We start from the raw sequence: 24,128 nt of genomic DNA, 5'->3' as shown, positions 1-24,128 counted from the left end.
CTGGCTGATCAGGCCAGGCCGCGCACCATGACGGTCAGTTCCATACCGCGAATCGGCTCCCACGCCCGCTCGGGATCGGGGACGAAACCGTTGCGGTCGTAGATACGACGGGCATCGACCATCTCGGGCTGCGTCGAGATGACCACCGAGTGATCGCCGCGGTCGTAGGCTTCGGCGATCACTGCGCGAACCAATGCGGTTCCGGCGCCCGATCCCCGAGCTTGCGGCGAGACTGCGAGCATGCGGAACTCGAGTTCGCCCTTCTGCGCAACATCCGCGAAGGGCGTGCCGGGTTCTGCGATCGTCAACGAGCCCACGACTTCGTCACCGAGAACCGCAACCAGCACCCGGCCCTGCTCCACCCGAGTTGCGGTGTCTCGCAGGCGCTCCGCGTACGGCGATCCGCCGGCGACAAATCCGCCACCCACGTACGACTGCACAGTCAGCTCCCCGACGGTCTCGAACTCAGCCGGTAGAACTTCACGAATCTCGATCATGGCGTCACTATCGCACCCAGCACACCAATCTCAGAAATCGGACAAAGTCACTCTGGTTCGTCCAAATCGGTGGGAGCGACCGCATCCGGGCCATCTTCGAGCAACCGCCGAAAGCCGTCTTCGTCGAGCACCGGCACACCCAATTCGACCGCCTTGTCGTGCTTGGAACCGGGTGCTTCACCGACGACGACAAACGCAGTCTTCTTCGAGACCGACCCTGCCGCCTTGCCGCCGCGCACCAGAATCGCTTCCTTCGCCTGATCACGTGAGTAGGTCTCGAGCGAACCGGTGACGACGATCGAGAGGCCCTCGAGATTGCGCGGAATCGAATTGTCGCGTTCGTCCTCCATGCGTACTCCGGCCGACGCCCACTTGTCGACGATCTGCTGATGCCAGTCGACGGAGAACCACTCCACGACGGCGGCGGCGATAGTCGATCCGACGCCGTCCACTGCAGCCAACTCGTCGACCGAGGCTTCCCGAATGCGTTGCAGCGAGCCGAATTCGCCGGCCAACGCCCTCGCGGCAGTGGGGCCGACGTGCCGAATCGACAGTGCCACAAGCACTCTCCACAGCGGCTTGTCCTTGGCCGAATCCAGGTTGGCCAGCAAGCGTTTTCCGTTGGCGGACAGGGATCCCGCATTGGTGCGGAAGATCGGAACTTCGATCAGTTTCTCGGCGTCGAGTGAGAAGAGATCGCCCTCGTCGCCGATGACCTTCGCCTCCAACAGCCCGGTCGCGGCCTCGTAACCGAGCACCTCGATGTCGAATGCACCGCGCCCCGAGACGTGGAACACGCGCTCGCGCAACTGCGCCGGGCAGTACTGCTGATTGGGGCATCGCACGTCGACGTCGCCCTCTTTCGCGGGTGCCAACAACGTGCCGCACTCGGGACAATGTGTCGGCATGACGAACTCGCGCTCGGTACCGTCACGAACGTCTGCCACGGGACCGAGAACCTCGGGGATGACGTCTCCGGCCTTGCGCAACACCACGGTGTCGCCGATCAGCACACCCTTGCGCTTGACCTCCGAGCCGTTGTGCAGCGTGGCCAAGGACACAGTGGAACCCGCCACCGTGACGGGTTCCATGTACGCGAACGGCGTCACACGACCCGTACGTCCGACACTGACCCGGATGTCGAGGAGCTTGGTCGTGACCTCTTCCGGCGGGTACTTGTACGCGATAGCCCACCGTGGTGCGCGCGACGTGGTGCCCAGACGTCGATGTAACGACATCTCGTCGACCTTGACCACCAACCCGTCGATCTCGTGCTCGACGTCGTGGCGGTGTTCTCCCCAGTACTTCATCTTCTCGACCACGGCGTCGGCGCCGACCACCCGTGAGGTGTGCGTGGACACCGGCAGACCCCAGGCGGCGAGGGCCACGTAGGCGTCGTACTGCGAGGCCGGCTCGAAACCTTCCATGCGCCCGAACCCGTGGCAGATCATTCCGAGGCGGCGACGCGCGGTGACGGCAGGATTCTTCTGACGCAGGGAGCCCGCCGCGGAGTTGCGCGGATTGGCGAACGGCGCCTTCCCCTCCTCCACCAGGGAGGCATTGAGTGCTGCGAAGTCCTCGAGGCGGAAGAACACCTCGCCACGCACCTCGAGCAGGCTCGGAATCGGGTACTCGTCCGTGGCGGTAAGGCGCTCCGGGATGTCGTTGATCGTCAGAGCGTTGAGCGTGACCAGCTCGCCCGTACGACCGTCACCGCGGGTTGCGGCACGAACGAGTTTGCCGTTCTCGTAGACGAGATTGAGGGCGACACCATCGATTTTCACTTCACAGAGATAGTGCAGTTCCGGCCCGGTTTCCTGCTCTACCTTGGCGATCCATGCTCGGAGCTCCGACTCGTCGAAGACGTTGTCGAGGCTGAGCATCCGCTCGAGGTGGTCGACGGACGTGAAGTCCGTCGCGAATCCGCCACCGACGAGTTGCGTCGGAGAGTCGGGAGTTCGCAGATCCGGGTACTGCTCTTCGAGAGCATTGAGCTGCCCGAGCAATGTGTCGAATGCACCGTCCGAAATGACGGGCGCATCACGAACGTAGTAGCGGAACTGATGCTGGCGTACCTCTTCGGCCAGCTCCGTCCACTGCTCGCGCGCCTCGTTGGGCGCTGGCTGCATTGCATCCGCGGTTTCAGTCACAGCTAGAAGATTATCGGTTCACACCGACACACCACACGACTCCACATCGGAACGCACACACTAGAACGCCGACGGATCGTCCACCAATGCCTTGCCGACGTCTGTACACAGCCGAAGGGCGGCACGAGCCCAGTCGAGGTTCGCACCCGAAAGACCGCAACGCGGAGTGACCGCGACCTGGGTCTGCAGGAGTTCACGAGAGAAGCCGAGACGATCTACCAGTGTGACGGCGGGCATCGCACACTCTTTCCACGTCACCGGCTTTTCCGGCTCCACGGACGGAACCAGACCGAGCGCCAATTCCTTGCCGGCGTCGAACAACTGGCCGATACCGTCGAGATCGCGTGAGCCGATGAGCGACATGTCGAAGCTCACGCCGAACGCCTGGCTTCGCCTCAGTAGATCCCACGGCATGTCTGTGCCGCAACTGTGGACGATTGTGGGCAGTCCGCAACCGCTGATCGTCGAGTCGAGTACGGCGAGTGCCTCGGGTTCCGGCAGTGCCGGAACGCTCTCCATCTTGGTGCGCCCAGGCAGCGAACCGGCCAGAACTGCCGCGATCTGCGGCTCGTCCAACTGAATCACCACTGCGGCGCCGGTGCGGCGAGTGACCTCGGCCGCATGACGCGCGAGACCCTCAGCGAGTGATTCTGCGACGTCGCGGAGCGCACCGCGGTCGACGAGAACTCGCGAACCGTTTGCGACTTCGATCTCGGCGCCGAGTGTCAGCGGGCCGGCGACTTGGAGCTTGACGACGTGGTCTTCGCCGACCAAGCGCGCTGACTCCCAGGCTTCCTCGAGCGCGTCGAGATCCTGATTCAGAAAGTCCTCGGCTCGCTTCGCGACATTGCCCCTCCGAGGCACGACTCGATAGGCACGGGTCGAGGCGTCGAGGTTGATATCGACCAGAATTGCCCCCGCCCGGCCGACCATGTCAGCGCCGAGTCCGCGGCTCGGCAACTCCACCAGATGCGGGAAACCACCCAGCTCGCCGAGGATGGTTGCGGCACTTTCGCGGGCATCCGCGCCCGGCCAGGACCCGATTCCAGTGACGAGACCACCGATGGAAACCTGCTGCGTCACAGTGTGTTCGGCTCGGATTCGGTACCCGAGATGGTGCCACTGCCGAGGACCTGGTCACCCAGTTCGCGGTCGGGGCGATACAACACGACGGCCTGTCCCTTTGCGACGCCGGTCAGTGGTTCGCGCAACGAGATCGAGATACCGCCGCTTGAAGTACCGTCGTCGACGGCCTCCGCAACGGCCTGCGCCAGTCCACCGTGCGCACGAACCTGCACCATGCATTCGACGGGGCCCTCCGGCGCCTGGCCCGAGGTCCAGATCGCACGCTGCGCCGAGATGGCCCAGACGTCGAGATTCTTGGCCGAACCCACTCGGACCGTTCCGGTTTCGGGCTCGATCGCGGTCACGTACCGCGGACGGCCGTCACCCGCCGGACCTTCGACGCCGAGACCCTTGCGCTGTCCGATCGTGAAGCCGTGTACGCCGTCGTGCGCAGCGAGGACTTCACCCGAATCGGCGTCGACGACGCTTCCCGGACGAACGCCGATGCGCGCACCCAGGAATGCTCGGGTATCGCCGGTCGGGATGAAGCAGATGTCATGGCTGTCAGGCTTGTTCGCCACAGCCAGACCGCGCTCGGCGGCTTCCTCGCGGATCTGTTCTTTCGGTGTGTCACCGATCGGGAACATCGCTCGCGAAAGCTGCTCAGCCGTCAGCACACCGAGGACGTACGACTGGTCCTTGTCAGCGTCGACCGCCCGGCGCAGGACGCCGTCTTCGAGGCGCGCGTAGTGACCGGTCGCCACGGCGTCGAAGCCGAGAGCGACTGCACGGTCGGCGAGTGCGGTGAACTTGATCTTCTCGTTGCAGCGCAGGCACGGATTGGGGGTCTCACCCGCTGCGTACGACGCCACGAAGTCGTCGATCACGTCTTCCTTGAAGCGATCGGCGAAATCCCAGACGTAGAAGGGTATTCCGAGAACGTCGGCGGCGCGCCTGGCGTCGCCGGCATCTTCCTTCGAGCAGCATCCACGCGAACCCGTCCGCAATGCGCCCGGCGCCGTGGACAAAGCAAGATGAACGCCGACGACGTCGTGTCCGGCGGCGACAGCGCGGGCGGCGGCGACAGCGGAGTCGACACCTCCGCTCATGGCTGCGAGTACTCGCATCAGCGATCCCCTCCACGCGAACCGGCACCGGCAAGACCGGCGGCCCGAGCGCGCTCTACTACTTGTGGAAGCGCAGCGATGAGCGCGTCCACATCGGTGACACTCGACGTATGTCCGAGCGAAAATCTCAGTGAGCCACGCGCGACGGGCGATTCGACGCCCATCGCGATCAAGACATGGCTGGCTCTGGCCACACCGGCGGTGCAGGCCGAACCGGTGGAACATTCGATACCGGCGGCGTCGAGCAGCATCAGCAACGAATCGCCCTCGCAGCCGGGGAAGGTGAAGTGCGCGTTACCGGGAAGCCGATCGGATCCGGTCGGGCCGTTGAGCACCGACTCGGGAAGAATCTCCAGGACTCCGTCGATCAAACGGTCACGCAACTGCGCCAATTCCCTTGTGCTGGAATCGAAGTTCTCGACGTTTGCGCGCAGCGCCGCAGCCATCCCGACAACGCCCGCAGTATCCGGAGTGCCCGAACGCAGATCACGTTCGTGTCCGCCGCCGTGGAGGAGCGGCACACACGGAACCTGGCGTCCGAGCAGCAGTGCGCCGACGCCGTGCGGACCACCGAACTTGTGTGCCGCGATGCTCAGCGCGGACAACTTGCTCGCCGCGAAATCGACCGGCAATTGCGCAACGGCCTGAACCGCGTCGCTGTGCATCGGAATCTCGAACTCAGCCGAAATCTCCGCCAACTCCACGATCGGCATGATGGAGCCGACCTCGTTGTTGGCCCACATCACCGTCACGAGTGCTACCTCGTCGGCGTGGACGGAAAGCTCGTCGCGCAAGGTCTGCGGGTCGACGACACCGTTCTCGTCGACCGGCAACCACGTCACGCGCGCGCCCTCGTGCTGCTCGAGCCACTCGACGGCGTCGAGCACCGCATGATGCTCGACGGAGCTGGCCAGGATGCGAGTGCGTCGCGGGTCTGCGTCACGGCGAGCCCAGTAGATGCCCTTGACCGCGAGATTGTCGCTCTCGGTGCCTCCGGAGGTGAAGATGACCTCCGACGGCCGCGCACCCAGGCTGGCGGCGATCGATTCCCGCGATTCCTCGACGCGGCGCCGGGCCGCACGGCCGGAGCCGTGCAGCGAGGACGCGTTGCCCACGGTTTTGAAGGTATCGGTCATCGCCTCGATAGCGGCTGCCGACATCGGAGTCGTGGCGGCATGATCGAGGTACACCGGAAATCCGGCGTGGGCACTGTGTGCAGGCAGAGTCATGGCTTGACAAGGATAGCCCAGCACGAGAGTTCGACCAGCCTCACTCAGCAGGCTAAGCGCTCATCGCCGGGGAAGGATCGATTTGTCCCACGGCTTGTGTCACGAGTTCCGGTGCGGGGTCGAAGATGTCGTGAGCTGCCAGATCGATGATGTCGACGCCGCGTACGGCTCTCTCGCATCGCTGCGCGAGATCGGCTCGACACTCCCCTGCCTCCTCGAGCGGAGCCAGCCTGACCTTCACCTCGACGTTCTTCTGACGCAGGATCCGACGGATGGACTGACCGATCGTTTCGGTGCCGACAAAGCAAGGTCCGGTGCACAGGGAACCGTCGGCGTTCTCGTAGCGGATCGCCATCGGCTGAACCGGGCATTCGGCGTCGACGGCTGCTTGGAACATCGCCGGACGAAAACCGCCGTACGCCCGCCCGCACCAGGTCGTTCCCTCGGGGAACACCATCACCCGGACACCTCGCTGCAGGCGTTCGCGAACGACGTCGACGGTTCCGGGGAGTTCACGCAGGCGAGCGCGGTCGATGGGGACGACGCGCATCCGGCGCGCGAGACCGCCGAGCACTGCCCAGTCGAGCAGGTCGGCGCGGGCGACGAAGTTGGCCGGAGCAACGGCGCTCGCGACGAGGACATCGGTCCAGGACACGTGACCGGCGACAACCATGACCCCGTCAGGTTCCGCGCGCCCCAACCGCTGATCGTCGACCGTCAGCTTCATCCCCAGACAACGAAGCAACGCGCGCGAGTATCCGCGTTGCATCTCAGTACGCCAGGTCCGCGGGAGCAGCCAGCCGGCCGAAAGCACAGGCGCAGTCACCAGTGCGGCACCGACCATGACCCCGCGGGCCATCACGGTGATACTCGACACACCGGGTGCGTCCGCGGGTAGGCACCCGTCGCCGCAGGGGCTCGTCGGCACCCAGTACGGCACCGCCGCGGTCATCAGCCGATCCCCGACTCGTGTGCGGCGGCCGCCGATCGCAGCCGTTCGAGGTAACGCTTGTTGGCCGAGTGAAGGCCTTGCAGTGCAACAAAATCGGCCACGCCGAACTCGGGATCGTGGGCGGGCTCCCCGCAGATCATCGCGCCCATCCGCAAGTAACCACGGAGCAACGGCGGCATCGTCACGCGTTCCGGTGCGGCGATCTCGTCGAGCGTCAGACCCCCGAGGACCACCGGGTTTCGTGGGATCACCCGCCGCGACCCCGGACTGGCGTGCTTGTTCATCACGAAGTCACGGACGCCGCGGACATCGGCGCCGGCGATTGAATCGGGGCTCGGCAAGACGGGCACGGAGACGCAGCCCATCACCCACTCGTATCCGGTCAATTCGAGATAGTGCAGGATGCCCGACCACATCAGGCTCAGGACGGATCCGGTGCGGTGAGCGGGATCGACGCACGCGCGACCCATTTCCACAATCCTGTTCGACACCGGATCGAGCGCGGAGATGTCGAATTCGGTTGCGGTGTAATACCCACCCGCCGCCGCAGCGGAATCCGGCGGCAGCATTCGGTAGCAGCCGACGTACTCCTCGGTGATGTTGTCACGAACGAGTAGATGGTCACAGAATTCGTCGAAGCCGTCGGCGTCGAGTTCGAAGACCCCGGCCGAGGCCGGGAGGGAGAAGCCTGGCTCGGAGGCGAACACTCGGTATCGAAGGCGCTGCGCTGCGACACGATGCTCGCGGTCGGAGGAGACGATCAGGGAATATCTCGGCTGGGCGACCTCACGGCCGAGATTGTCACTCGCGGAGCGAAGGACTGACGTAATTGTCATGCGCAAGGTTTATCGAGCGCGAACGGCGTCTCGGTATCGACGAAGTGACATGCCGATGCAGGCCGGGTGAATAAAGCACTGTGCGCCTTTATCAACCGCGGGGGGTTGATAAAGGCGCACAGCAGTTTGTGCTTTTCAGCCCTTGTGGGACTTCACAGCTTCGGTGAGCTGCGGTGCGACATTGAACAGGTCGCCCACGATGCCGAAGTCGGCGATCTCGAAGATGGGTGCCTCTTCGTCCTTGTTGACCGCGACGATGGTCTTGGACGTCTGCATGCCGGCACGGTGCTGGATGGCACCGGAAATGCCGAGCGCGATGTACAGCTGCGGCGAGACCGTCTTACCGGTCTGACCGACCTGGAACTGTCCGGGGTAGTAACCCGAGTCCACAGCGGCACGCGAAGCACCGACTGCAGCGCCGAGGGAGTCGGCCAACTCTTCGACGACGGAGAACTTGTCCGCGCTGCCGACACCACGTCCACCGGAGACGACAACCGACGCCTCGGTGAGCTCCGGGCGGTCGCCGCCGACGATGGGCTCACGCGAGGTGACCTTGACGGCACTCTCGTCCTGAGCCGGAACCTCGACGGTGATCTGCTCGCCTGCGCCGGCCTGCGGAGCAGCCTCGACTGCGCCCGGACGAACCGAGTAGACCGGAACGTCGCCGTTGGCCTTGGCCTCGACGGTGAACGCGCCACCGAAGATGGAGTGGACGCCGGTGCCGTCAGCCTTGATCTCGATGACGTCGGTCAGCAATCCGGAGCCCAGACGTGCGGCCAGACGACCGGCAACCTCTTTGCCCTCGGTGCCGGCTGCGGTGATGACTGCTGCCGGGCTGGTGGACTCGACCAGAGCGGCGAGAACGTCGACCTTGGGCGTGACGAGGTAGCCGTCGATGTCGTCGGACTCGGCGACGTAGATCTTCTCGGCGCCGGCTGCTGCCAGAGCGTCGGCGAGCTTTGCTGCGGTGCCCGCGGGGCCGGCGACAACTGCCGACGGCTCACCGAGTGCGCGTGCAGCGGTGATGAGTTCGGTGCTGACCTTCTTCAGCGCACCCTCTGCGTGCTCTACGAGCACAAGTACTTCTGCCATGACTTAACTCTCCCTGAGTTCTTCTGCTGGATGTCTAGAAGGGCGCGATCAGATGACCTTGTTGCTGACGAGGTAAGCGGCAATCTTGGTGCCACCGTCTCCCTCGTCGACGATGCGCTCACCAGCGGTACGGGGGGGCTTGGGGGTGGAGGACGTCACGGTGGTGCCGGCGTTGGCAACTCCGACGGTCTCCGGGTCGACTCCGAGGTCGGCCAGCGTGTAGACGAGAACTTCCTTCTTCTTCGCGGCCATGATGCCCTTGAAGGACGGGAAGCGCGGCTCGTTGATCTTCTCGGTGACCGAGACGATCGCGGGCAGCGAAGCCTCGAGGCCGAAGACGCCCTCGTCGGTCTCGCGCTCACCGGTGATCTTGCCGTCGGCGACGACGACCTTGCGCAGCTGCGTGAGCTGCGGGATGCCCAGGTACTCGGCGATGATGGCCGGAACAGCGCCGACGCGGCCGTCGGTGGCCTCGTTGCCGGCGATGATCAGGTCGGCAGGCTCGTCGTTCTCGAAGGTGATCTGTCCGAGAGCAGCAGCGAGCGTCCATGCGGTCTGGATCGCGTCGGAGCCGTGCAGTGCCGGGTCGTTGATGTGGACGGCCTTGTCGGCGCCCATCGAGAGAGCCTTGCGGATAGCGTCGGTGGCGCGGTCGGGACCTGCGGACAGCACCGTTACCTCACCGCCCTGAGCTTCCTTGATGAGGAGTGCTTCTTCGACGGAGCGCTCGTTGATCTCGTCGAGGACTGCGTCGGCGGCTTCACGGTCAAGCGTGTAGTCGCCGTCGGTCAGCTTGCGCTCGGACCATGTGTCGGGGACCTGCTTGATCAAAACAACGATATTCGTCATGGGTCTTCGTCGACCTCCTGTGTGTAATTCACCTGATAAATCGTCTGTGGTGCTCGCGCAGTCCGAGCGTCCGAAAAGAGAGTCCGACAGGTCTCCCTACGGGCGAATTTCTCGGTTCACGTCGGCTGTGCGTTAGATTACCCCACGTTAAGTTACCGGTGGGTAACTTAACGTGGAACCTCGTCCACCATAACGGCACGAACAGGAATTGACAGCAGTGATCTGGACCACGGCGAACACGTTCTACTCGGATGGCACTAATCTCGCACGGGTGAGTGAAACGAGTGTCAGCAACCACGAGGACGCACCCCTGCCCTTGACGGGCGAACGAACCGTGCCAGGAATCCCCGAGGAGAACTACTGGTTCCGACGCCACGAAGTGGTGTACCGCGCACTTCTGGAGCGCTGCACGGACCGCCGAGTCCTCGAGGCCGGTTCCGGAGAAGGCTACGGCGCCAACATGATTGCGGACGTCGCAACAAAGGTTACCGGCCTCGACTACGACATCTCCGCGGTCGAGCACGTCCGTGCCCGCTACCCCCGCGTCGAGATGCTCCACGGCAACCTCGCCGAGCTTCCACTGGCCGACAACTCGGTTGACGTCGTCGTCAATTTCCAGGTGATCGAGCACCTGTGGGATCAGGGTCAGTTCCTACGCGAATGCTTCCGAGTTCTCGCTCCCGGCGGTGAACTTCTCATCAGCACCCCCAACCGGATCACCTTCTCCCCCGGCCGCGACACGCCGCTCAACCCTTTCCACACTCGTGAGCTCAACGCCTCCGAAATGACCGAATTGCTCGAAGACGCCGGATTCCGCGTTCAGTTGATGACCGGCGTCCACCACGGTTCACGTCTGAAGGAACTCGACGCCAAGCACGGCGGATCGTTCATCAATGCGCAGATCGACCGCGCGTTGGCCGGCGAGCCCTGGCCGGAAGATCTCACCCGCGACGTCGAGGGCATCACCGTCGACGACTTCAGCATCAGCGAACCCGACATCGACGACAGCCTCGACCTCGTCGCTATTGCCGTGAAGGAAACCGGCGAGTGAGTAACGCAACACCCGTCACCGAACCGGGGATGTTCGCCCTGGTTCTGCACTCCCATCTGCCGTGGCTCGCCAACCACGGCAGATGGCCAGTCGGCGAGGAATGGATCTACCAGTCCTGGGCTGCGTCGTACATTCCGCTCGCCGCCGCGCTACGACGCCTGGCCGACGAGGGCCGATCGCACCTGCTGACGCTGGGAATCACGCCCGTACTCGCGGCCCAGTTGGACGATCCCCACTGCCTCGCCGGGATGCATCACTGGCTCGGCAACTGGCAAATCCGCGCCCACGAGGCTGCCGGCATGCCGGACGCGGCGCACCGCGAACTCGGCGCGCGCGAACACCGGGCGTCAGCTGCCGCTCTCGCAGATTTCGAGACTCACTGGCAGCACGGCGCCTCACCGGTGTTCCGCGACCTCATCGATCGCGAGGCCTTCGAGCTTCTCGGCGGGCCGCTGGCCCACCCGTTCCAACCGCTGCTCGATCCTCGCTTGCGGGCGTTCTCCCTCCGCGAAGGTCTCGCCGACGCGCATGCCCGGTGGAATCACACTCCGACCGGGATCTGGGGACCTGAGTGCGGGTACACCCCGGGCATGGAGCGCGGGTACGCCGAAGCGGGCGTCACCCACTTCATGGTCGACGGCCCCGCCTTGCGCGGCGACACGTCCCTCGGCCGCCCGGTTCGAGAATCCGACGTGGTTGCATTCGGCCGCGACCTGCAGGTCAGCTACCGGGTCTGGTCCCCCAAGTCCGGATATCCGGGTCACGCCGCCTACCGCGACTTCCACACCTACGACCACGAGACGGGTCTCAAGCCGTCGCGAGTCACCGGACGGACCGTCGACTCCGCCGACAAGTTGCCGTACGACCCCGAACTCGCTGCGGCCGCCGTCGACAAGCATGTCGCCGACTTCGTCGAAACCGTTCGGGCGCGTCTGCGCAGTGAATCCACCCGCATCGGCCGCGACGCCCTGGTGGTCGCAGCTTTCGACACCGAACTGTTCGGGCACTGGTGGCACGAGGGTCCGCAGTGGCTCGAAAAACTCCTGCGCGCGCTTCCCGAGGCCGGAATTCGCGTCGGCACCCTCGCCGACGCCAAGGCATCGGGATACGTCGGCGAACCCGTTCAACTCGAGGATTCGTCCTGGGGATCGGGTAAGGACTGGCGTGTCTGGGCTGGCGATCAGGTGTCCGACCTGGTGCAACTGAACTCCGAAGTGGTGGAGACCGCGCTCGGCACCGTGGACAAGTCTCGCGGACGCGACAACGCACCCGGACGACCGGAACTGCGAAACCGGGTCAACGATCAGGTACTTCGCGAGACACTGATGACGGTTTCGAGCGATTGGGCATTCATGGTGAGCAAGGATTCGGCCGCGGGGTACGCCCGCGAACGCGCACACAAGCACGCCCATGCGACCAGGGAAATCTCCGAAGCGCTGGTTTCCGGCCGCGATGCCGTCGCCGTGCGACTCGCCGAAGGCTGGAATCGCGCCGACGGGTTGTTCCCGGGACTGGATGCTCGCCGTCTACCTGACACAGAACTGAGTCCGTCGTGAAAATTCTCATCGTCTCGTGGGAGTACCCACCGGTCGTCGTCGGCGGGCTCGGTCGACACGTCCACCATCTCGCCACCGAATTGGCAGCGGCGGGCCACGAGGTCGTGGTGCTCTCACGCCGCCCCTCCGGCACGGATGCGTCGACGCACCCGACGATCACGCACATTTCCGAGGGCGTCCTTGTCGTCGCAGTGGCCGAGGACCCCGCGCACTTCGTCTTCGGCGAGGACATGCTCGCGTGGACCCTCGCGATGGGTCACGCGATGGTCCGGGCCGGGATGGCGCTGCACAAGCCAGGAGTGGGCGAGGGCTGGCAGCCCGACGTCGTGCACGCGCACGACTGGCTGGTCGCGCATCCGGCGATCGCCCTGGCCGAATTCTATGATGTCCCACTGGTTTCCACACTTCACGCCACCGAGGCGGGTCGCCACAGCGGCTGGATCTCCGGACGCATCAACCGCCAGGTCCACTCCGTCGAGTGGTGGCTGGCAAACGAATCCGACTCTCTCATAACCTGTTCGGCGTCCATGCAGGAAGAAGTGACCGAGCTCTACGGCCCGACGCTGCCGCCGATCACCGTCATCCGCAACGGAATCGACGTGACCACGTGGAACTTTCGCGAACGTGGACCGCGATCCGGACCGCCGAAACTCCTCTTCGTCGGCCGCCTGGAATACGAGAAGGGCGTGCAGGACGCCATCGCAGCACTCCCCCGAATCCGTCGTAGCCACCCCGGCACGACCCTCGCGATCGCGGGCGAAGGCACCCAGTTCACCTGGCTCTACCAACAGGCACGCACGCATCGCGTCGCGCGGGCGGTGGACTTTCTCGGCAACCTCGATCACACGGAACTGCTCAGCTGGCTGCACGGAGCAGACGCCATCGTCCTGCCGTCGCGCTACGAGCCGTTCGGGATCATCGCCCTCGAAGCGGCGGCGGCCGGCACTCCGCTGATCACGTCCACCGCAGGCGGACTGGGCGAAGCCGTCGTCGACGGGGTGACGGGGATGTCCTTCCAACCAGGCGACGTCGCCGGGCTCACCTCGGCTGTCCGCGAGGTACTCGACGATCCCGCCGGGGCACAGGAACGGGCAGTGGCCGCCCGCGCACGCCTGACATCGGACTTCGACTGGCATCAGGTCGCCGAGGAGACTGCTCACGTCTACGCGGGCGCGAAGCGTCGGGTGCGACAGCCGTTGGCCCGTCCGCAGATCCCCGAGCGTCCGCTGCCCGGTCGCTGAGCTCGCTTTGTGCTGATCTCAGGGGGTCGGGAGTGGCGCGGTGAAACGAGAACTCGCATCCCCGAGCAGATGGCCTGGTGGCAGCATCCGGCCGCACAGCACGAGCAGGAGATCCTGCGCCGCCCCGTGAACCTCGGCGCCGGCACCGTACGTCCAGTCTCGGTCGTCGGCGCGCAGCCGAGCGCCGTCGAGGTCAGTTCCGAAATACTTCACGGTTTTGGGCGAGAGTCCGCTGAGCACACGAGTGAGCCGGTCTTCGGGCACCACGTAATCGTCGCCGAGTGCCACGCGAATGTCCTGACCGTGGATCACGTCGTGCGAGAGCGCACCCTCGAAGCCGCCGCCTGGCGGCTTCCACGGGTGTGCGACGTTGTCGCGAAGCGAGGCAAGCAGTTGTCGCTCACCGACTTCCGACGCGTCGGCGAGCGCTCGCCGATTCGACATCTTGTTGAAGTTTCCGCGTGACTTGACCATTTCCACGACGAATCGCGGCGCCGAGTATCGGTAGGGCATGGTGATGTGCGCGATCACTTCGCGGACCCGCCACCCCTCGCACAGGGTCGGCGCGTTCCACTGCTCCGTGCTCAGGCCTTCGAGAAATCCCACCAGTTCGCGGCGCTGCGCCACGACCCATTCGGGTGTCTGTTCGCTCATGTCGGCACTCCTTTCACCGGCGCAGGCTTTCGGCGCCGATACCGATACAGACCGGTGGCGGCGCCGAAAGTAATCGCTGGTTCTGCCAAAAAGTGAGCTACGACGTCGACGACGCGTCGGCAGCGTCCGCAGCAGCCTTCTTGCGTGCGATGTCCTCGAGCGCCGCGATGTACTTTGCACGATCGGCAGCGCCGGCTTCCCAATCGGACTTGCGGTTCTTGACCGCCTTCGCGGGCGAGCCGACCGCGATGCGGTAGTCCGGGATGTCGCCTTTGACGACGGCGTGCGCACCGAGGACACAACCGCGTCCGACGCGGGTATTTCGCAGCACGGTGACCTTCGCTGCCACCCACGTGTCCGGGCCGATACGGACGGGGCCCTTGACGATGCCCTGGTCCTTGATCGGTGTGTTGATGTCGTCCATGCGGTGGTCGAAGTCGCAGATGTAGCACCAGTCGGCTACGAGCGTCGACGCACCGATTTCGATGTCGAGGTACGTGTTGACGACGTTGTCCTTGCCGAAGACGACCTTGTCGCCGATGCGCAGCGAGCCTTCGTGGCAGCGGATCGCGTTGCCGTCACCGATGTGCACCCAGCGCCCGATCTCGAGGCGGGACAGGTCGGGGGTGGAATGGATTTCGACGTTCTTGCCGAGGAACACCATGCCGCGCAGGATCACGTGCGGGTTGGCCATCTTGAACTTGGCGAGACGGTAGTACCGCACCAGATACCAGGGTGTGTACGCCTTGTTCGCCAGAACCCATTTGAGGGAATCGACCGTCAAGAACTTGGCCTGATCGCTGTCGCCTCGGCGTGATCCCCGCCATCGAGTGCGCAACGGTGCGCCCCACATGCTCGTCATGAGTGTTCAGCCTACGTGGGGCCGACTCACCGACCCTCGGGGTGTGCCCCGTCACGTTGCCCCGGTCGGGATAGTCTCTGGTCCGGGCTTGTGCAGTTACCGAGGGCTCTTGATCAAGTGAAGGCAGGGAGATTGTGATGCGGCGGGTCCTACGGTCGTCCGTGATGGTGTCGACGGCGATCGCTGCGGCCCTGATCGCCGGTTGCGGCAGCGACGACGGACGGGTGGACCGGTACGCGTCGGCGGGTTGGCCGGCCATGCATGCCGACGCCCGCAACAGCGACACGAGCCCGGTCACCGGATCACGCAATGTCGAGTTCGCATGGTCACGCCCTCTCGGCGGTCCGGTTGCCGCGTACGCCTCGGTGGCCGCGAACGGCCAGAGCTTCGTCACCGCCCGCACCGAGAACGGCTGCAATCTCTTCTCGTTCCAGATGGATTCGGGTCGCAAGAAGTGGTGCGCTCGACTCAACGACGGAGTAGTCGCCTCGACGCCCATCGTCGACACTGCCACCAATGTCTACGTCGGCGAGAGCGGCGCGATGATGTCCTTCACCGAGACTGGTCAATTGCGTTGGCGCACGCTCGTTGTGGGCACTCCTCTCTCGTCACAGTTCACCGGCGACGGAAACCTGTTGTTCATCACCCAATTGGGTCAGATCAACGTGCTCAACCCGCAGACCGGCGCAAAAGTGGTTCCGTCGTTCGACCTGATCCCGCCGCCGTCGATCGACCAGGGCGCGAATGCAGAACTCATTCCCGACAACAAGGGTTTGAGCGAGTGCTTCCTCGGCACGTCCGGCTGCCCGGTGGCCAATACCCCGGCAGTGGACCTGGGCACCGGCAAGTTCTACTTCACCTTCTACGGACCCAGTTCTCGGGCAGCCGATCTGGTCGCCATGAAGTACACGGGCGGCGACAATCCGTCCATCACCCGCGAGTGGTCCACCGACGCGCTTCCCGGTGGAACGGCGTCGAGCCCGGACCTGTCGAAGGACGGCAAGACCGTCTACGCCACCGACAACAACGGATCTCTCTGGGCAGTGAACGCCGAAACCGGTGACACCAGGTGGAGTTACGACATCGGCTTCAACTCGGCCGGTAGTGCCTCGACGTCCGACGACGGTTTGATCATTCCCGCCGGCGGCGACAAGGGGCATCTCCTTGCCGTGCGCGACGAGGGAGATCATGCCGAACTGGCCTGGGAACGTAAAGACCTTCTGCAACTGGGCGTTCCGGCGCAGACCGCCGGCAACACCGGATACACCGTCGTACGCGAGGGTGAGAACGGACTGAGCCTGATCACCTTCGACACCGAAACCGGTGAGACGGTGGATCAGGACACGTTGCCGGGAGCAGTCGGCTTCACCGTCGGCACCTCGATCGGCCCCAAGGGCGAAGTGTTGACGCCCAGCGCAATCGGTGAGCTGTTCGTCTTCAAGTGAGCTAGCGGGATGCCTCACAGATGAAGGCCGACGCCGATCGCCCGATTCGTACGATCACGACGCTCAGCGCAAGCGAGCCCTTGAGCTTGAGCCGTGGACGCAGCACTGCCGGGTCCACGTCGACTCCTCGCACCAGGATTTCGGCCACACCGCAGTCCCGCTTGGACAGTGTCTGTTTGAGCAGTTTCTCGGAGTACTTGATCTGCTCGAGGATCCGGAATCCGCGAACTCCCTCAGGGACGCTGTCACCGGTCAGATAAGCGATGCGTGGATCGAGCTGCCAGAGGCCATGTCTGGCCGCGTAGTGGCGCACGAGGCCCGCGCGCACTACCGCTCCGTCCGGGTCGATGATCCACTCCCCCGGCGCTTGCTCCGGAATCACGTCGTCCTCGGCGTCGGTGATCGCCCACCCGCTCCCGTCGGAGCGAAGCACCGAAGCTCGACGCGTGACGCCGGACTCGGCCAGCCCCGTCGACCACAGGCAGGCTTCCTTGACGCCGCCGTCGAGCGAGACGACCTCGACTTCCCCGTCCCAGCCCAGCTTGTCGAAATCGAGTCCCGGAGCGCACTTCACCGCGAGATCACGGCCGGAGTACGCCTCGATGAGGTCCGGCAACGGTGGCATCAACGCTGCCGGATCGTGAGTGCGGCGACCGCCCGATCGCCGTGCGGGGTCTGCCAGTACGACGGTGTCGCGTGTCGTCGGGCGGAGCGCGTCGGCCCGCAGCAACGCTGCGCTCGGCACATTGCGCTGCGCCATCGCCAGGCGAACGGAATCGATGTCGCTGCCGATCACGCGATGCGCAACTCCGGTCAAGGCATGCAGTTCGGCGCCGATGGAGCACGTCACGTCGTGGACGTCGCGCCCGATCAGACGCTGCGCGCGGTGGGCCGCGACAACGCCGGGAGTGGCTTGTTGCATCGCGTCGTCCGTGAACAACCATTGCTCACTGCCGGGCAGTTTCGTAGCGGCCTTTCGTCGAAGCAGGACGGTGTCCACGAGCGCAGGCATGTGATCACCGAAACGCGTACGCGCCCGGCCGATGTCGGCCAGACGCGTACGCGTGGACAGTTCGAGCTGATCCACCTCGGCCAAGGCAGCTACGCCGGAATCACTTCCGAGATAGTCGACGTCGCCGAGGGTGAAGTCATAACCCAATTCAGTTGCCGGGCTTCACGCCGGTGATCATGACGTTGTAGAAGAATCCGCGAGGAACGACGTGGCGGAGCACCTTCTCGTCGACCCAGCTGAGTGTCTTCCAACCACCGAAAGCGAAACGCCCCCAGCCCCAACCGAGCTTCTCCGGCGGAACAGCCGCTTCGAAAGTACGGACAGGCCAGCCGAGAAGCGCCGCGGCGAATTCCTCGGTGGCAGCGTGGACCTGATCGGCGCCCGCAGACTTCGCCATGTTCTCGAGGTCGGTGGGGTCGAACGTGTGGATGTCGACGACAGCCTCGAGAGCTGCTGCACGAGAAGACTCGTCGAGTTCCTCTTGCGGGCGACGCCAGTCTGCGAGGAACGGCAGCTTGGTCACGCGCGTGGTTGCTTCCCACGTCGCGCGGCCGAGCCAGCGAGCGTAGAAGTTGCCGACAGTGGTGGGCTCACCGGCGAAGACGAAACGTCCGCCGGGCTTGAGGACACGAAGGACCTCACGCAGCGACTTCTCGACGTCCGGAATGTGGTGCAGCACGGCGTGGCCGACCACCAGGTCGAAGGTGTTGTCCTCGTACGGAATGGTCTCGGCATCGGCAACACGGCCGTCGACCGGAAGGCCGAGGCTTTCGGCATTGCGCAGTGCGACCTTGACCATGCCGGGCGAGAGGTCGGTGACCGAACCGGTCTTGGCGACTCCACCCTGCATCAGGTTCAGGAGGAAGAATCCGGTGCCGCAACCGAGTTCGAGCGCGCGCTCGTACGGGAGCGGCTGATCGCCCGCGACGGCGTCGAAACGACCACGTGCGTAGTCGATGCAGCGCTCGTCGTACGAGATGGACCACTTGTCGTCGTAGGTTTCGGCTTCCCAGTCGTGGTAGAGCACCTGGGCGAGCTTGGTGTCCTTACGAGCGGCCTCGACCTCTTCGGCCGTGGCGTGCGGCCGCGGCGCGGGGTCGACTACCGAGGTGTCGGTAGCGGCGGGCGGCGTGACGGTTGCGTCGTCATTCGGGCTGGCTGTCATGGCGGCTATCCTACTCGCTGGTAAGAGATGAACAAGTTCTAGTTTAGGGGAGCCTACTCGCCCGTGAACTCGGCCTTGCCCGGACCGTTCGCGATGAACGACTCCATGCCGATCGCCTGATCCTTGGTCGCGAACAATCCGGCGAACAGATGCTGCTCGATCTTGAGCCCGGATTCCAGGTCGGTGTTCAGACCCTCGTCGATGGCCGCCTTGGCAGCAGCCAACGCACGTGACGCTCCCCCGACGAACTGCGAGGCCCATGTCCGGGCCGCGGTGTACACGTCGTCGGGAGCGACGACCTCGTCGACCAAACCGATGGCCAACGCCTCGTCAGCCCCGACGAAACGGCCGGTGAAGACCAGATCCTTGGCCTTGGCCGGACCGATCAGACGAGCCAGACGCTGCGTTCCGCCGCCACCGGGAATGATTCCGAGCAGAATCTCCGGAACTCCGAGCTTGGCATTGTCTCCGACGATCCGGCGATCGGCCGAGAGTGCAACTTCGAGTCCACCGCCGAGTGCGTATCCGGTGATCGCGGCAACGGTCGGCTTCGGGATGGACGCCACGGCGCCGAGCCCGGCCTGCATGCCACCGATCGCGTCACGGATCTGGCCGTAATCCATCTCGGCCATTTCCTTGACGTCGGCACCGGCTGCGAAGACTTTCTCGCCGCCGTAGACGATGACGGCCTTGACTGCCTTGTCGACGGTCGCAGCGTGTGCGGCAGCAGCCAACTCGTCCTGAACCTGACGGTTCAGAGCGTTCATGGGCGGACGCGCCAGACGGATGGTGCCGATGCCTTCGGAAACCTCGAGAGTCACAAATTCAGCCATGGTCGAGAGGTTACTTTGCCGCCTTGACCGACCACGGATGCGGCCCGGCGACGTAGTAACCGTCCTGGTTCGGGAACTCGACGCGCAGCGTTTCCTCGTCGGTGATCAACGTAGGCAGGATGACGGGAATCACCGGCTCGGCTGCGAGTATCTCCGCCACCGAACTGAACTTGGCCAATTCGGTCAGCTGACTCCACGTCGGCGGCAACAGGATGCTGCCACCCTCCCGCCAGTGCGCCAGCGCGTCCTGCGGGCTCTGCCAGCGAACCTCGGCGGCCTCGGAGGTGACGCCGTCCGCGATCTGTCCGGTCGGTGACGCTGCGACGAAGAAGCGCGTGTCGTAGCGGCGGGTCTCGCCCACCGGCGTGATCCAGTTCGCCCACGGCCGCAGCAGATCCGTGCGCAGGACCAGGTTCTCCTTCTTCAGGAAATCGCTGAACGACAGCTCGTGCTTTTCGAGAGCAACGCGGTCCTGTGCATAGCCGGCCGTGTCCGCGACGACCGTGTCAGCCGTGGGGCCGGCCAGCAGGACACCGCACTCCTCGAAAGTTTCCCGCACCGCAGCCAAGACGAGAGCCTTCGCCCGAGCAACATCCGTGCTGAACCGCTCGGCCCACCACTCGACCGACGGTCCGGCCCACTCGACCTCGGCCGTCGCATCGGACTTGTCGACGCCGCCGCCGGGGAATACCGTCATGCCCCCGGCAAACGCCATCCCCTGTACTCGTTGAAGAAGGAAGATCTCGATCCCGGATTCGGCATCGCGCACCAAGATGACGGTCGACGCATCCTTGGGCTCGGGGACAGCGTTTGCATTCTCGTTAGCCATGCTTCGCGAACCTACGCGATCTGTGATCTGGGCCGCATTTCAGGTCCCACTGAAGCTCACGCGCGATGAGCTCCGGACGGCCTCGCACGGCGCGCGAAGTATCGGCCGTCCGCCTTGTCGAGGCTGATGGACTGGCTGAATGCCGCGCTCAGATTTTCGGCGGTGATGACGTCGTCCAGAAGGCCCTGAGAGACGACCTCCCCTTCCTTGAGAAGGAGTGCGTGGGTGAATCCCGGCGGGATTTCCTCGACGTGATGGGTGATCAGAACGGTAGCCGGGGCGTCCGGATCGGCAGCCAGTTCGGCGAGTCTAGCCACAAGTTCCTCACGTCCACCGAGATCGAGCCCGGCGGCGGGCTCGTCCAGGAGAAGAAGTTCGGGATCGGTCATCAAGGCTCGCGCGATGAGGACGCGCTTGCGCTCGCCTTCGGAAAGCGTCCCGTACGTCCGATCCGCCAGGTGCTCGGCGCCGAGGCTTTCGAGCATCTCCACAGCGCGCGAGGTGTCCATGGATTCGTACTCCTCGCGCCACCGACCGAGAACGGCATAGCCCGCCGACACGACGAGGTCGCTGACCTTCTCGTCGCCGGGCACGCGGTTCGCCAACGACGACGAGGACAAACCGATTCGCGGGCGCAACTCGTTGACGTCGACCTTGCCGAGAACTTCGCCAAGGAGGTGGGCAGAACCACTGGTCGGGAAAGTCTCACCGGCCGCGATACGCAGCAGCGAGGTCTTGCCGGCACCGTTGGGTCCGAGCACCACCCATCGCTCGTCCAGCTCCACTTTCCAGGTGACGGGCCCCACGAGAGTGGACCCTCCCCGACGGATGAGTACGTTGTCGAAATCGATGAGCAGATCTGGATCAGGTAGCGGCACCCGAACATCTTCCCGCACATTCTCCGGCCGTTCACGGCAGGATCATCTTGCGTGTCGCCTCTCATCGAAACTCACACCCCGACGCCCGGGTCTCCGTTCCCACTCGGCGCCCACATCGTGGACTCCGGAACCCAGTTCGCGGTCCACGCCCCAGCTGCGTCGAGCGTCCAGATCTGCCTGATCGACCAGGACGGAAACGAAGATCGCGTCGAACTTCGGCAACACACGTACGGAATCTGGCACGGAATCATCTCCGGGATCGGTGCGGGGCAGCGTTACGGAATTCGGGCGTCCGGCCCGTGGAATCCGCGCGCCGGGCTGAGACTTAATCCACACAAGCTGCTCGTCGATCCGTGGGCGCGCCGCATCGAGGGGGATCTCGGTGATCACCGTGCCCTCCTGTCGTACGCCGACGATCCCTTCGGCGACCCGTCGACGGTCGACTCGCTCGGCCACGTGCCGCTGTCCGTGGTGACTCCCGGCCTCGCGCCCGCCGGAGCCCGCCTCGAGACGCCGTGGGAGGAAAGCGTCATCTACGAACTGCATGTGGGCGCGTACACCGCCAGTCATCCAGGAGTACCCGCCGCCCACCGCGGAACGTACCTCGGCCTGACGGCACCGGCCGTGATCGATCACCTCGTCTCACTCGGCGTCACTGCCGTGGAACTGCTTCCCGTACAGGCGTTTCTGACCGAACAGAGCGTCCGCGAGCGAGGGATGCGCAACCACTGGGGATACTCGACGGCGTCGTACTTCGCCCCGCATCCCGGATACGCGGCAACTCCGGGCGGCGAAGTCACCGAGTTCCGGATCATGGTCGACGCACTACACGCGGCAGGCATCGAGGTCGTCCTCGACGTCGTCTACAACCACACCTGCGAGCAGAGTGTCGACGGAATCAGTGTCAGCTGGCGAGGTTTGGACGGCCCCGGCTATTACCTTCTCGACGGCGACGGCCGCGACATCGACCTGACCGGGTGCGGCAACACGGTCGACGCCTGCTCCCCCATCGCCGTCCGCATGATCACCGACAGCCTCCGTTACTGGGCCACCGAAATGGGTGTCGACGGCTTCCGATTCGATCTTGCGAGCGCGTTGGGTAGGCCGCGCGGCGGAGGCTTCGACCAGCGGGCGTCCATCCTGTCCGCCATCTCCTCCGATCCGGTACTGACTCGGTGCAAGCTCATCGCCGAACCGTGGGATGCGACGGCCGACGGTTACCAGGTCGGAAACTTCGGACTCCAGTGGTCCGAATGGAACGACAAGTACCGCAGCACCATTCGCCAGTTCTGGAACGGCGGATCCAGCGTCCGGAAGGTCGCGTCGCGCCTCGCCGGTTCCGAGGACATCTTTGCCGGCAGCGGCCGTCGCCCCTGGGCGTCGATCAACTTCGTCACAGCGCACGACGGGTTCACCGCCGCCGATCTGGTCGCGTACAACCACAAGCACAACGAAGCCAACGGTGAAGATAATCGTGACGGCGCCGATCACAACGATTCGTTCAACCACGGAATCGAAGGCCCGAGCACCGATCCCGAGATTCAGGACGCCAGGGCACGTCATGTACGGGCGCTACTGGCCACGCTCGTGCTGTCGACAGGCACACCGATGCTCACCGCCGGAGACGAGTTCGGCCACAGTCTCGGCGGAAACAACAACGCGTATTGTGTTCCCACACTTGCCTCCCCAGCCGATTCGTGGGCCCTGGACTGGACGGCGGCCGATCAGTCGTTGGTGCAGTTCGTCTCCCGAGCGTTCGGATTACGCCGAGCGGCACCGGCGTTGCGTCAGCCCGAATTCTTTGAAGGCAGAAGAAGACTGGAGCACCCGGACCTCGTCTGGTTCGACGCTGCCGGCGTCGAGTTCGACGACACCGCATGGTACGACGAGAGTCACCGAACGCTGCAGGCCTGGATCGACGGAGCCGACGTTCGGTCTCACACTCGAACCGGGCGCCCACTCGGTGACGACAGTTGGCTCCTGATCCTGCATTCCGGTGGACCGGTTCAGGTCACCGTCGGCACTCCGGAATGGTTCGACGGCACCTTGACTGCATCGTTCGATTCGGCTTCACCCACCGGAGAACCTGCCTCCACGGCCGAAGTTCCCGTCGGCACCGAGATTTCGCTGACCGGCCCCACGGTCTTGGCCTTACGTTCCGTGACACGTCCTCCGGTCACCGCTGCTGTCATGGAATCCGGCAGCACCTTGATGAGGAATTGAATGGTCGGTCCGATCCCGAAGGCGTACAACACTGTTCCGACGCCGACGGTTCCACCGAGGAGCCATCCGGTCGTGAGGACCGCGATCTCGATGCTGGTACGCACGAGCCTGACCGACAGACCTGTGCGAGCGACCAGTCCGGTCATCAATCCGTCGCGGGGGCCCGGCCCCATGCCCGCGCCGATGTAGAGAACGCTGGCCAGTCCGTTGAGGAGGATTCCCGCGACCATGATCACGGCTCGAACTGGCATGGAATCAAAGACCGGCAAGAAGGCCAGTGAGGTATCCACCGAGATGGCAATTACAACGACATTGGCGACCGTTCCGAATCCCGGCCGCTGACGGATCGGAATCCAGAGCAGCAGTACCACCGCACCGGTAATCGCAGTGATCACGCCGAAACTGAGCGAAACATGCTCGGCCACACCCTGATGAAACACGTCCCAGGGATCCAAACCAAGACCGGCCGTGATCATCATGGCCATCGAGAAGCCGTACAACCACAGACCGACGAACAGCGAGGCGAATCTCCGTATCAACACTCGACCATCTTGAAGGCCACTGGACTGTTCATCCATAGCC

Annotated in this window: 21 protein-coding genes and 1 pseudogene; 5 read left to right on the top strand and 17 right to left on the bottom strand. The window is 64.6% G+C overall.

Going from position 1 to position 24,128, the window contains the following annotated elements; all coding sequences use genetic code 11:
* Positions 1 to 8: 8 nt before the first annotated feature.
* From ACBG85_RS11520 to ACBG85_RS11480, 9 genes are all read right to left on the bottom strand, one after another.
* Positions 9 to 497, bottom strand: a complete 489-nt coding sequence (locus tag ACBG85_RS11520; protein WP_003944764.1) for a GNAT family N-acetyltransferase — start codon at positions 495 to 497, stop codon at positions 9 to 11.
* Positions 498 to 544: 47 nt separating this feature from the next.
* Complete coding sequence (gene ligA, locus ACBG85_RS11515; protein ID WP_372027845.1) at positions 545 to 2,626, bottom strand: NAD-dependent DNA ligase LigA; 2,082 nt, start codon at positions 2,624 to 2,626, stop codon at positions 545 to 547.
* 81 nt (positions 2,627 to 2,707) lie between these two features.
* Positions 2,708 to 3,730, bottom strand: coding sequence for a methionine synthase (locus tag ACBG85_RS11510; protein ID WP_372027516.1), 1,023 nt, complete (start codon positions 3,728 to 3,730; stop codon positions 2,708 to 2,710).
* On the bottom strand, positions 3,727 to 4,839 hold the full coding sequence (gene mnmA, locus ACBG85_RS11505) for a tRNA 2-thiouridine(34) synthase MnmA (protein WP_042447455.1): 1,113 nt from the start codon (positions 4,837 to 4,839) through the stop codon (positions 3,727 to 3,729). The genes ACBG85_RS11510 and mnmA overlap by 4 nt, the downstream gene beginning before the upstream one ends.
* Positions 4,839 to 6,068: a cysteine desulfurase family protein gene (locus ACBG85_RS11500; RefSeq protein WP_019747909.1), complete on the bottom strand. Its 1,230-nt coding sequence runs from the start codon at positions 6,066 to 6,068 to the stop codon at positions 4,839 to 4,841. Before ACBG85_RS11500 ends, mnmA begins: the two co-directional genes overlap by 1 nt.
* A 52-nt stretch (positions 6,069 to 6,120) precedes the next feature.
* Complete coding sequence (locus ACBG85_RS11495) at positions 6,121 to 7,020, bottom strand: 1-acyl-sn-glycerol-3-phosphate acyltransferase (protein ID WP_003944726.1); 900 nt, start codon at positions 7,018 to 7,020, stop codon at positions 6,121 to 6,123.
* Positions 7,020 to 7,856 carry a GNAT family N-acetyltransferase gene (locus ACBG85_RS11490; RefSeq protein WP_050655130.1) on the bottom strand — a complete coding sequence of 279 codons (837 nt, stop codon included), beginning with the start codon at positions 7,854 to 7,856 and terminating at the stop codon, positions 7,020 to 7,022. Before ACBG85_RS11490 ends, ACBG85_RS11495 begins: the two co-directional genes overlap by 1 nt.
* Before the next feature lie 135 nt (positions 7,857 to 7,991).
* Positions 7,992 to 8,948, bottom strand: coding sequence for an electron transfer flavoprotein subunit alpha/FixB family protein (locus ACBG85_RS11485; protein ID WP_003944698.1), 957 nt, complete (start codon positions 8,946 to 8,948; stop codon positions 7,992 to 7,994).
* A gap of 48 nt (positions 8,949 to 8,996) precedes the next feature.
* Entirely contained in the window at positions 8,997 to 9,797 is an 801-nt protein-coding gene (locus ACBG85_RS11480) for an electron transfer flavoprotein subunit beta/FixA family protein (RefSeq protein WP_003944754.1), read from the bottom strand.
* A gap of 271 nt (positions 9,798 to 10,068) precedes the next feature.
* On the opposite strand from ACBG85_RS11480, the gene ACBG85_RS11475 reads away from it, so the two are divergent.
* Genes ACBG85_RS11475 through ACBG85_RS11465 form a run of 3 tightly spaced genes read left to right on the top strand, consistent with a single transcriptional unit; the run spans position 10,069 to position 13,645 of the window.
* Positions 10,069 to 10,848 (top strand): bifunctional 2-polyprenyl-6-hydroxyphenol methylase/3-demethylubiquinol 3-O-methyltransferase UbiG, encoded by a 780-nt coding sequence (locus ACBG85_RS11475; RefSeq protein ID WP_042451468.1) that lies wholly within the window; start codon positions 10,069 to 10,071, stop codon positions 10,846 to 10,848.
* Positions 10,849 to 10,877: 29 nt separating this feature from the next.
* Entirely contained in the window at positions 10,878 to 12,404 is a 1,527-nt protein-coding gene (locus ACBG85_RS11470; RefSeq protein ID WP_054187795.1) for a glycoside hydrolase family 57 protein, read from the top strand.
* Entirely contained in the window at positions 12,401 to 13,645 is a 1,245-nt protein-coding gene (locus ACBG85_RS11465; RefSeq protein ID WP_047271258.1) for a glycosyltransferase family 4 protein, read from the top strand. The genes ACBG85_RS11470 and ACBG85_RS11465 overlap by 4 nt, the downstream gene beginning before the upstream one ends.
* A gap of 18 nt (positions 13,646 to 13,663) precedes the next feature.
* Here ACBG85_RS11465 and ACBG85_RS11460 read toward each other — a convergent pair whose 3' ends face one another.
* Positions 13,664 to 14,299, bottom strand: coding sequence for a maleylpyruvate isomerase family mycothiol-dependent enzyme (locus tag ACBG85_RS11460; RefSeq protein ID WP_003944749.1), 636 nt, complete (start codon positions 14,297 to 14,299; stop codon positions 13,664 to 13,666).
* Positions 14,300 to 14,396: 97 nt separating this feature from the next.
* Positions 14,397 to 15,161, bottom strand: a complete 765-nt coding sequence (locus ACBG85_RS11455) for an acyltransferase (protein ID WP_372027513.1) — start codon at positions 15,159 to 15,161, stop codon at positions 14,397 to 14,399.
* Positions 15,162 to 15,298: 137 nt separating this feature from the next.
* On the opposite strand from ACBG85_RS11455, the gene ACBG85_RS11450 reads away from it, so the two are divergent.
* Entirely contained in the window at positions 15,299 to 16,606 is a 1,308-nt protein-coding gene (locus tag ACBG85_RS11450) for a PQQ-binding-like beta-propeller repeat protein (RefSeq protein WP_161121275.1), read from the top strand.
* A gap of 1 nt (position 16,607) precedes the next feature.
* Here ACBG85_RS11450 and ACBG85_RS11445 read toward each other — a convergent pair whose 3' ends face one another.
* From ACBG85_RS11445 to ACBG85_RS11425, 5 genes are read right to left on the bottom strand one after another with little or no spacing between them, the layout of a single operon-like run.
* Positions 16,608 to 17,765: a class I SAM-dependent methyltransferase gene (locus ACBG85_RS11445; RefSeq protein ID WP_372027511.1), complete on the bottom strand. Its 1,158-nt coding sequence runs from the start codon at positions 17,763 to 17,765 to the stop codon at positions 16,608 to 16,610.
* 1 nt (position 17,766) lies between these two features.
* Entirely contained in the window at positions 17,767 to 18,783 is a 1,017-nt protein-coding gene (locus ACBG85_RS11440; protein WP_003944733.1) for a class I SAM-dependent methyltransferase, read from the bottom strand.
* A gap of 53 nt (positions 18,784 to 18,836) precedes the next feature.
* A complete protein-coding gene (locus ACBG85_RS11435) occupies positions 18,837 to 19,616 on the bottom strand; it encodes an enoyl-CoA hydratase/isomerase family protein (RefSeq protein WP_003944701.1) in 780 nt (259 codons plus the stop codon).
* 10 nt (positions 19,617 to 19,626) lie between these two features.
* Positions 19,627 to 20,445 carry an NUDIX domain-containing protein gene (locus ACBG85_RS11430; RefSeq protein ID WP_065352360.1) on the bottom strand — a complete coding sequence of 273 codons (819 nt, stop codon included), beginning with the start codon at positions 20,443 to 20,445 and terminating at the stop codon, positions 19,627 to 19,629.
* A 56-nt stretch (positions 20,446 to 20,501) separates the two neighbouring features.
* Positions 20,502 to 21,323 carry an ABC transporter ATP-binding protein gene (locus tag ACBG85_RS11425; protein WP_003944728.1) on the bottom strand — a complete coding sequence of 274 codons (822 nt, stop codon included), beginning with the start codon at positions 21,321 to 21,323 and terminating at the stop codon, positions 20,502 to 20,504.
* Between the two features lie 51 nt (positions 21,324 to 21,374).
* Here ACBG85_RS11425 and glgX point away from each other — a divergent pair.
* Positions 21,375 to 23,417, top strand: a pseudogene (gene glgX / locus ACBG85_RS11420) (glycogen debranching protein GlgX); the annotation flags it as partial.
* On the opposite strand, the gene ACBG85_RS11415 reads toward glgX, so the two are convergent.
* Positions 23,330 to 24,124 (bottom strand): membrane protein, encoded by a 795-nt coding sequence (locus ACBG85_RS11415; protein WP_314732975.1) that lies wholly within the window; start codon positions 24,122 to 24,124, stop codon positions 23,330 to 23,332. The pseudogene glgX and the gene ACBG85_RS11415 overlap by 88 nt on opposite strands.
* Positions 24,125 to 24,128: the final 4 nt, after the last annotated feature.

The organism is Rhodococcus sp. NyZ502 (genome assembly GCF_041464245.1).
GTDB classification, from domain to species: domain Bacteria; phylum Actinomycetota; class Actinomycetes; order Mycobacteriales; family Mycobacteriaceae; genus Rhodococcus_F; species Rhodococcus_F qingshengii.
Note: the sequence above shows the minus strand (reverse complement) of the source record. Positions and strands in the feature narration are given on the sequence as shown.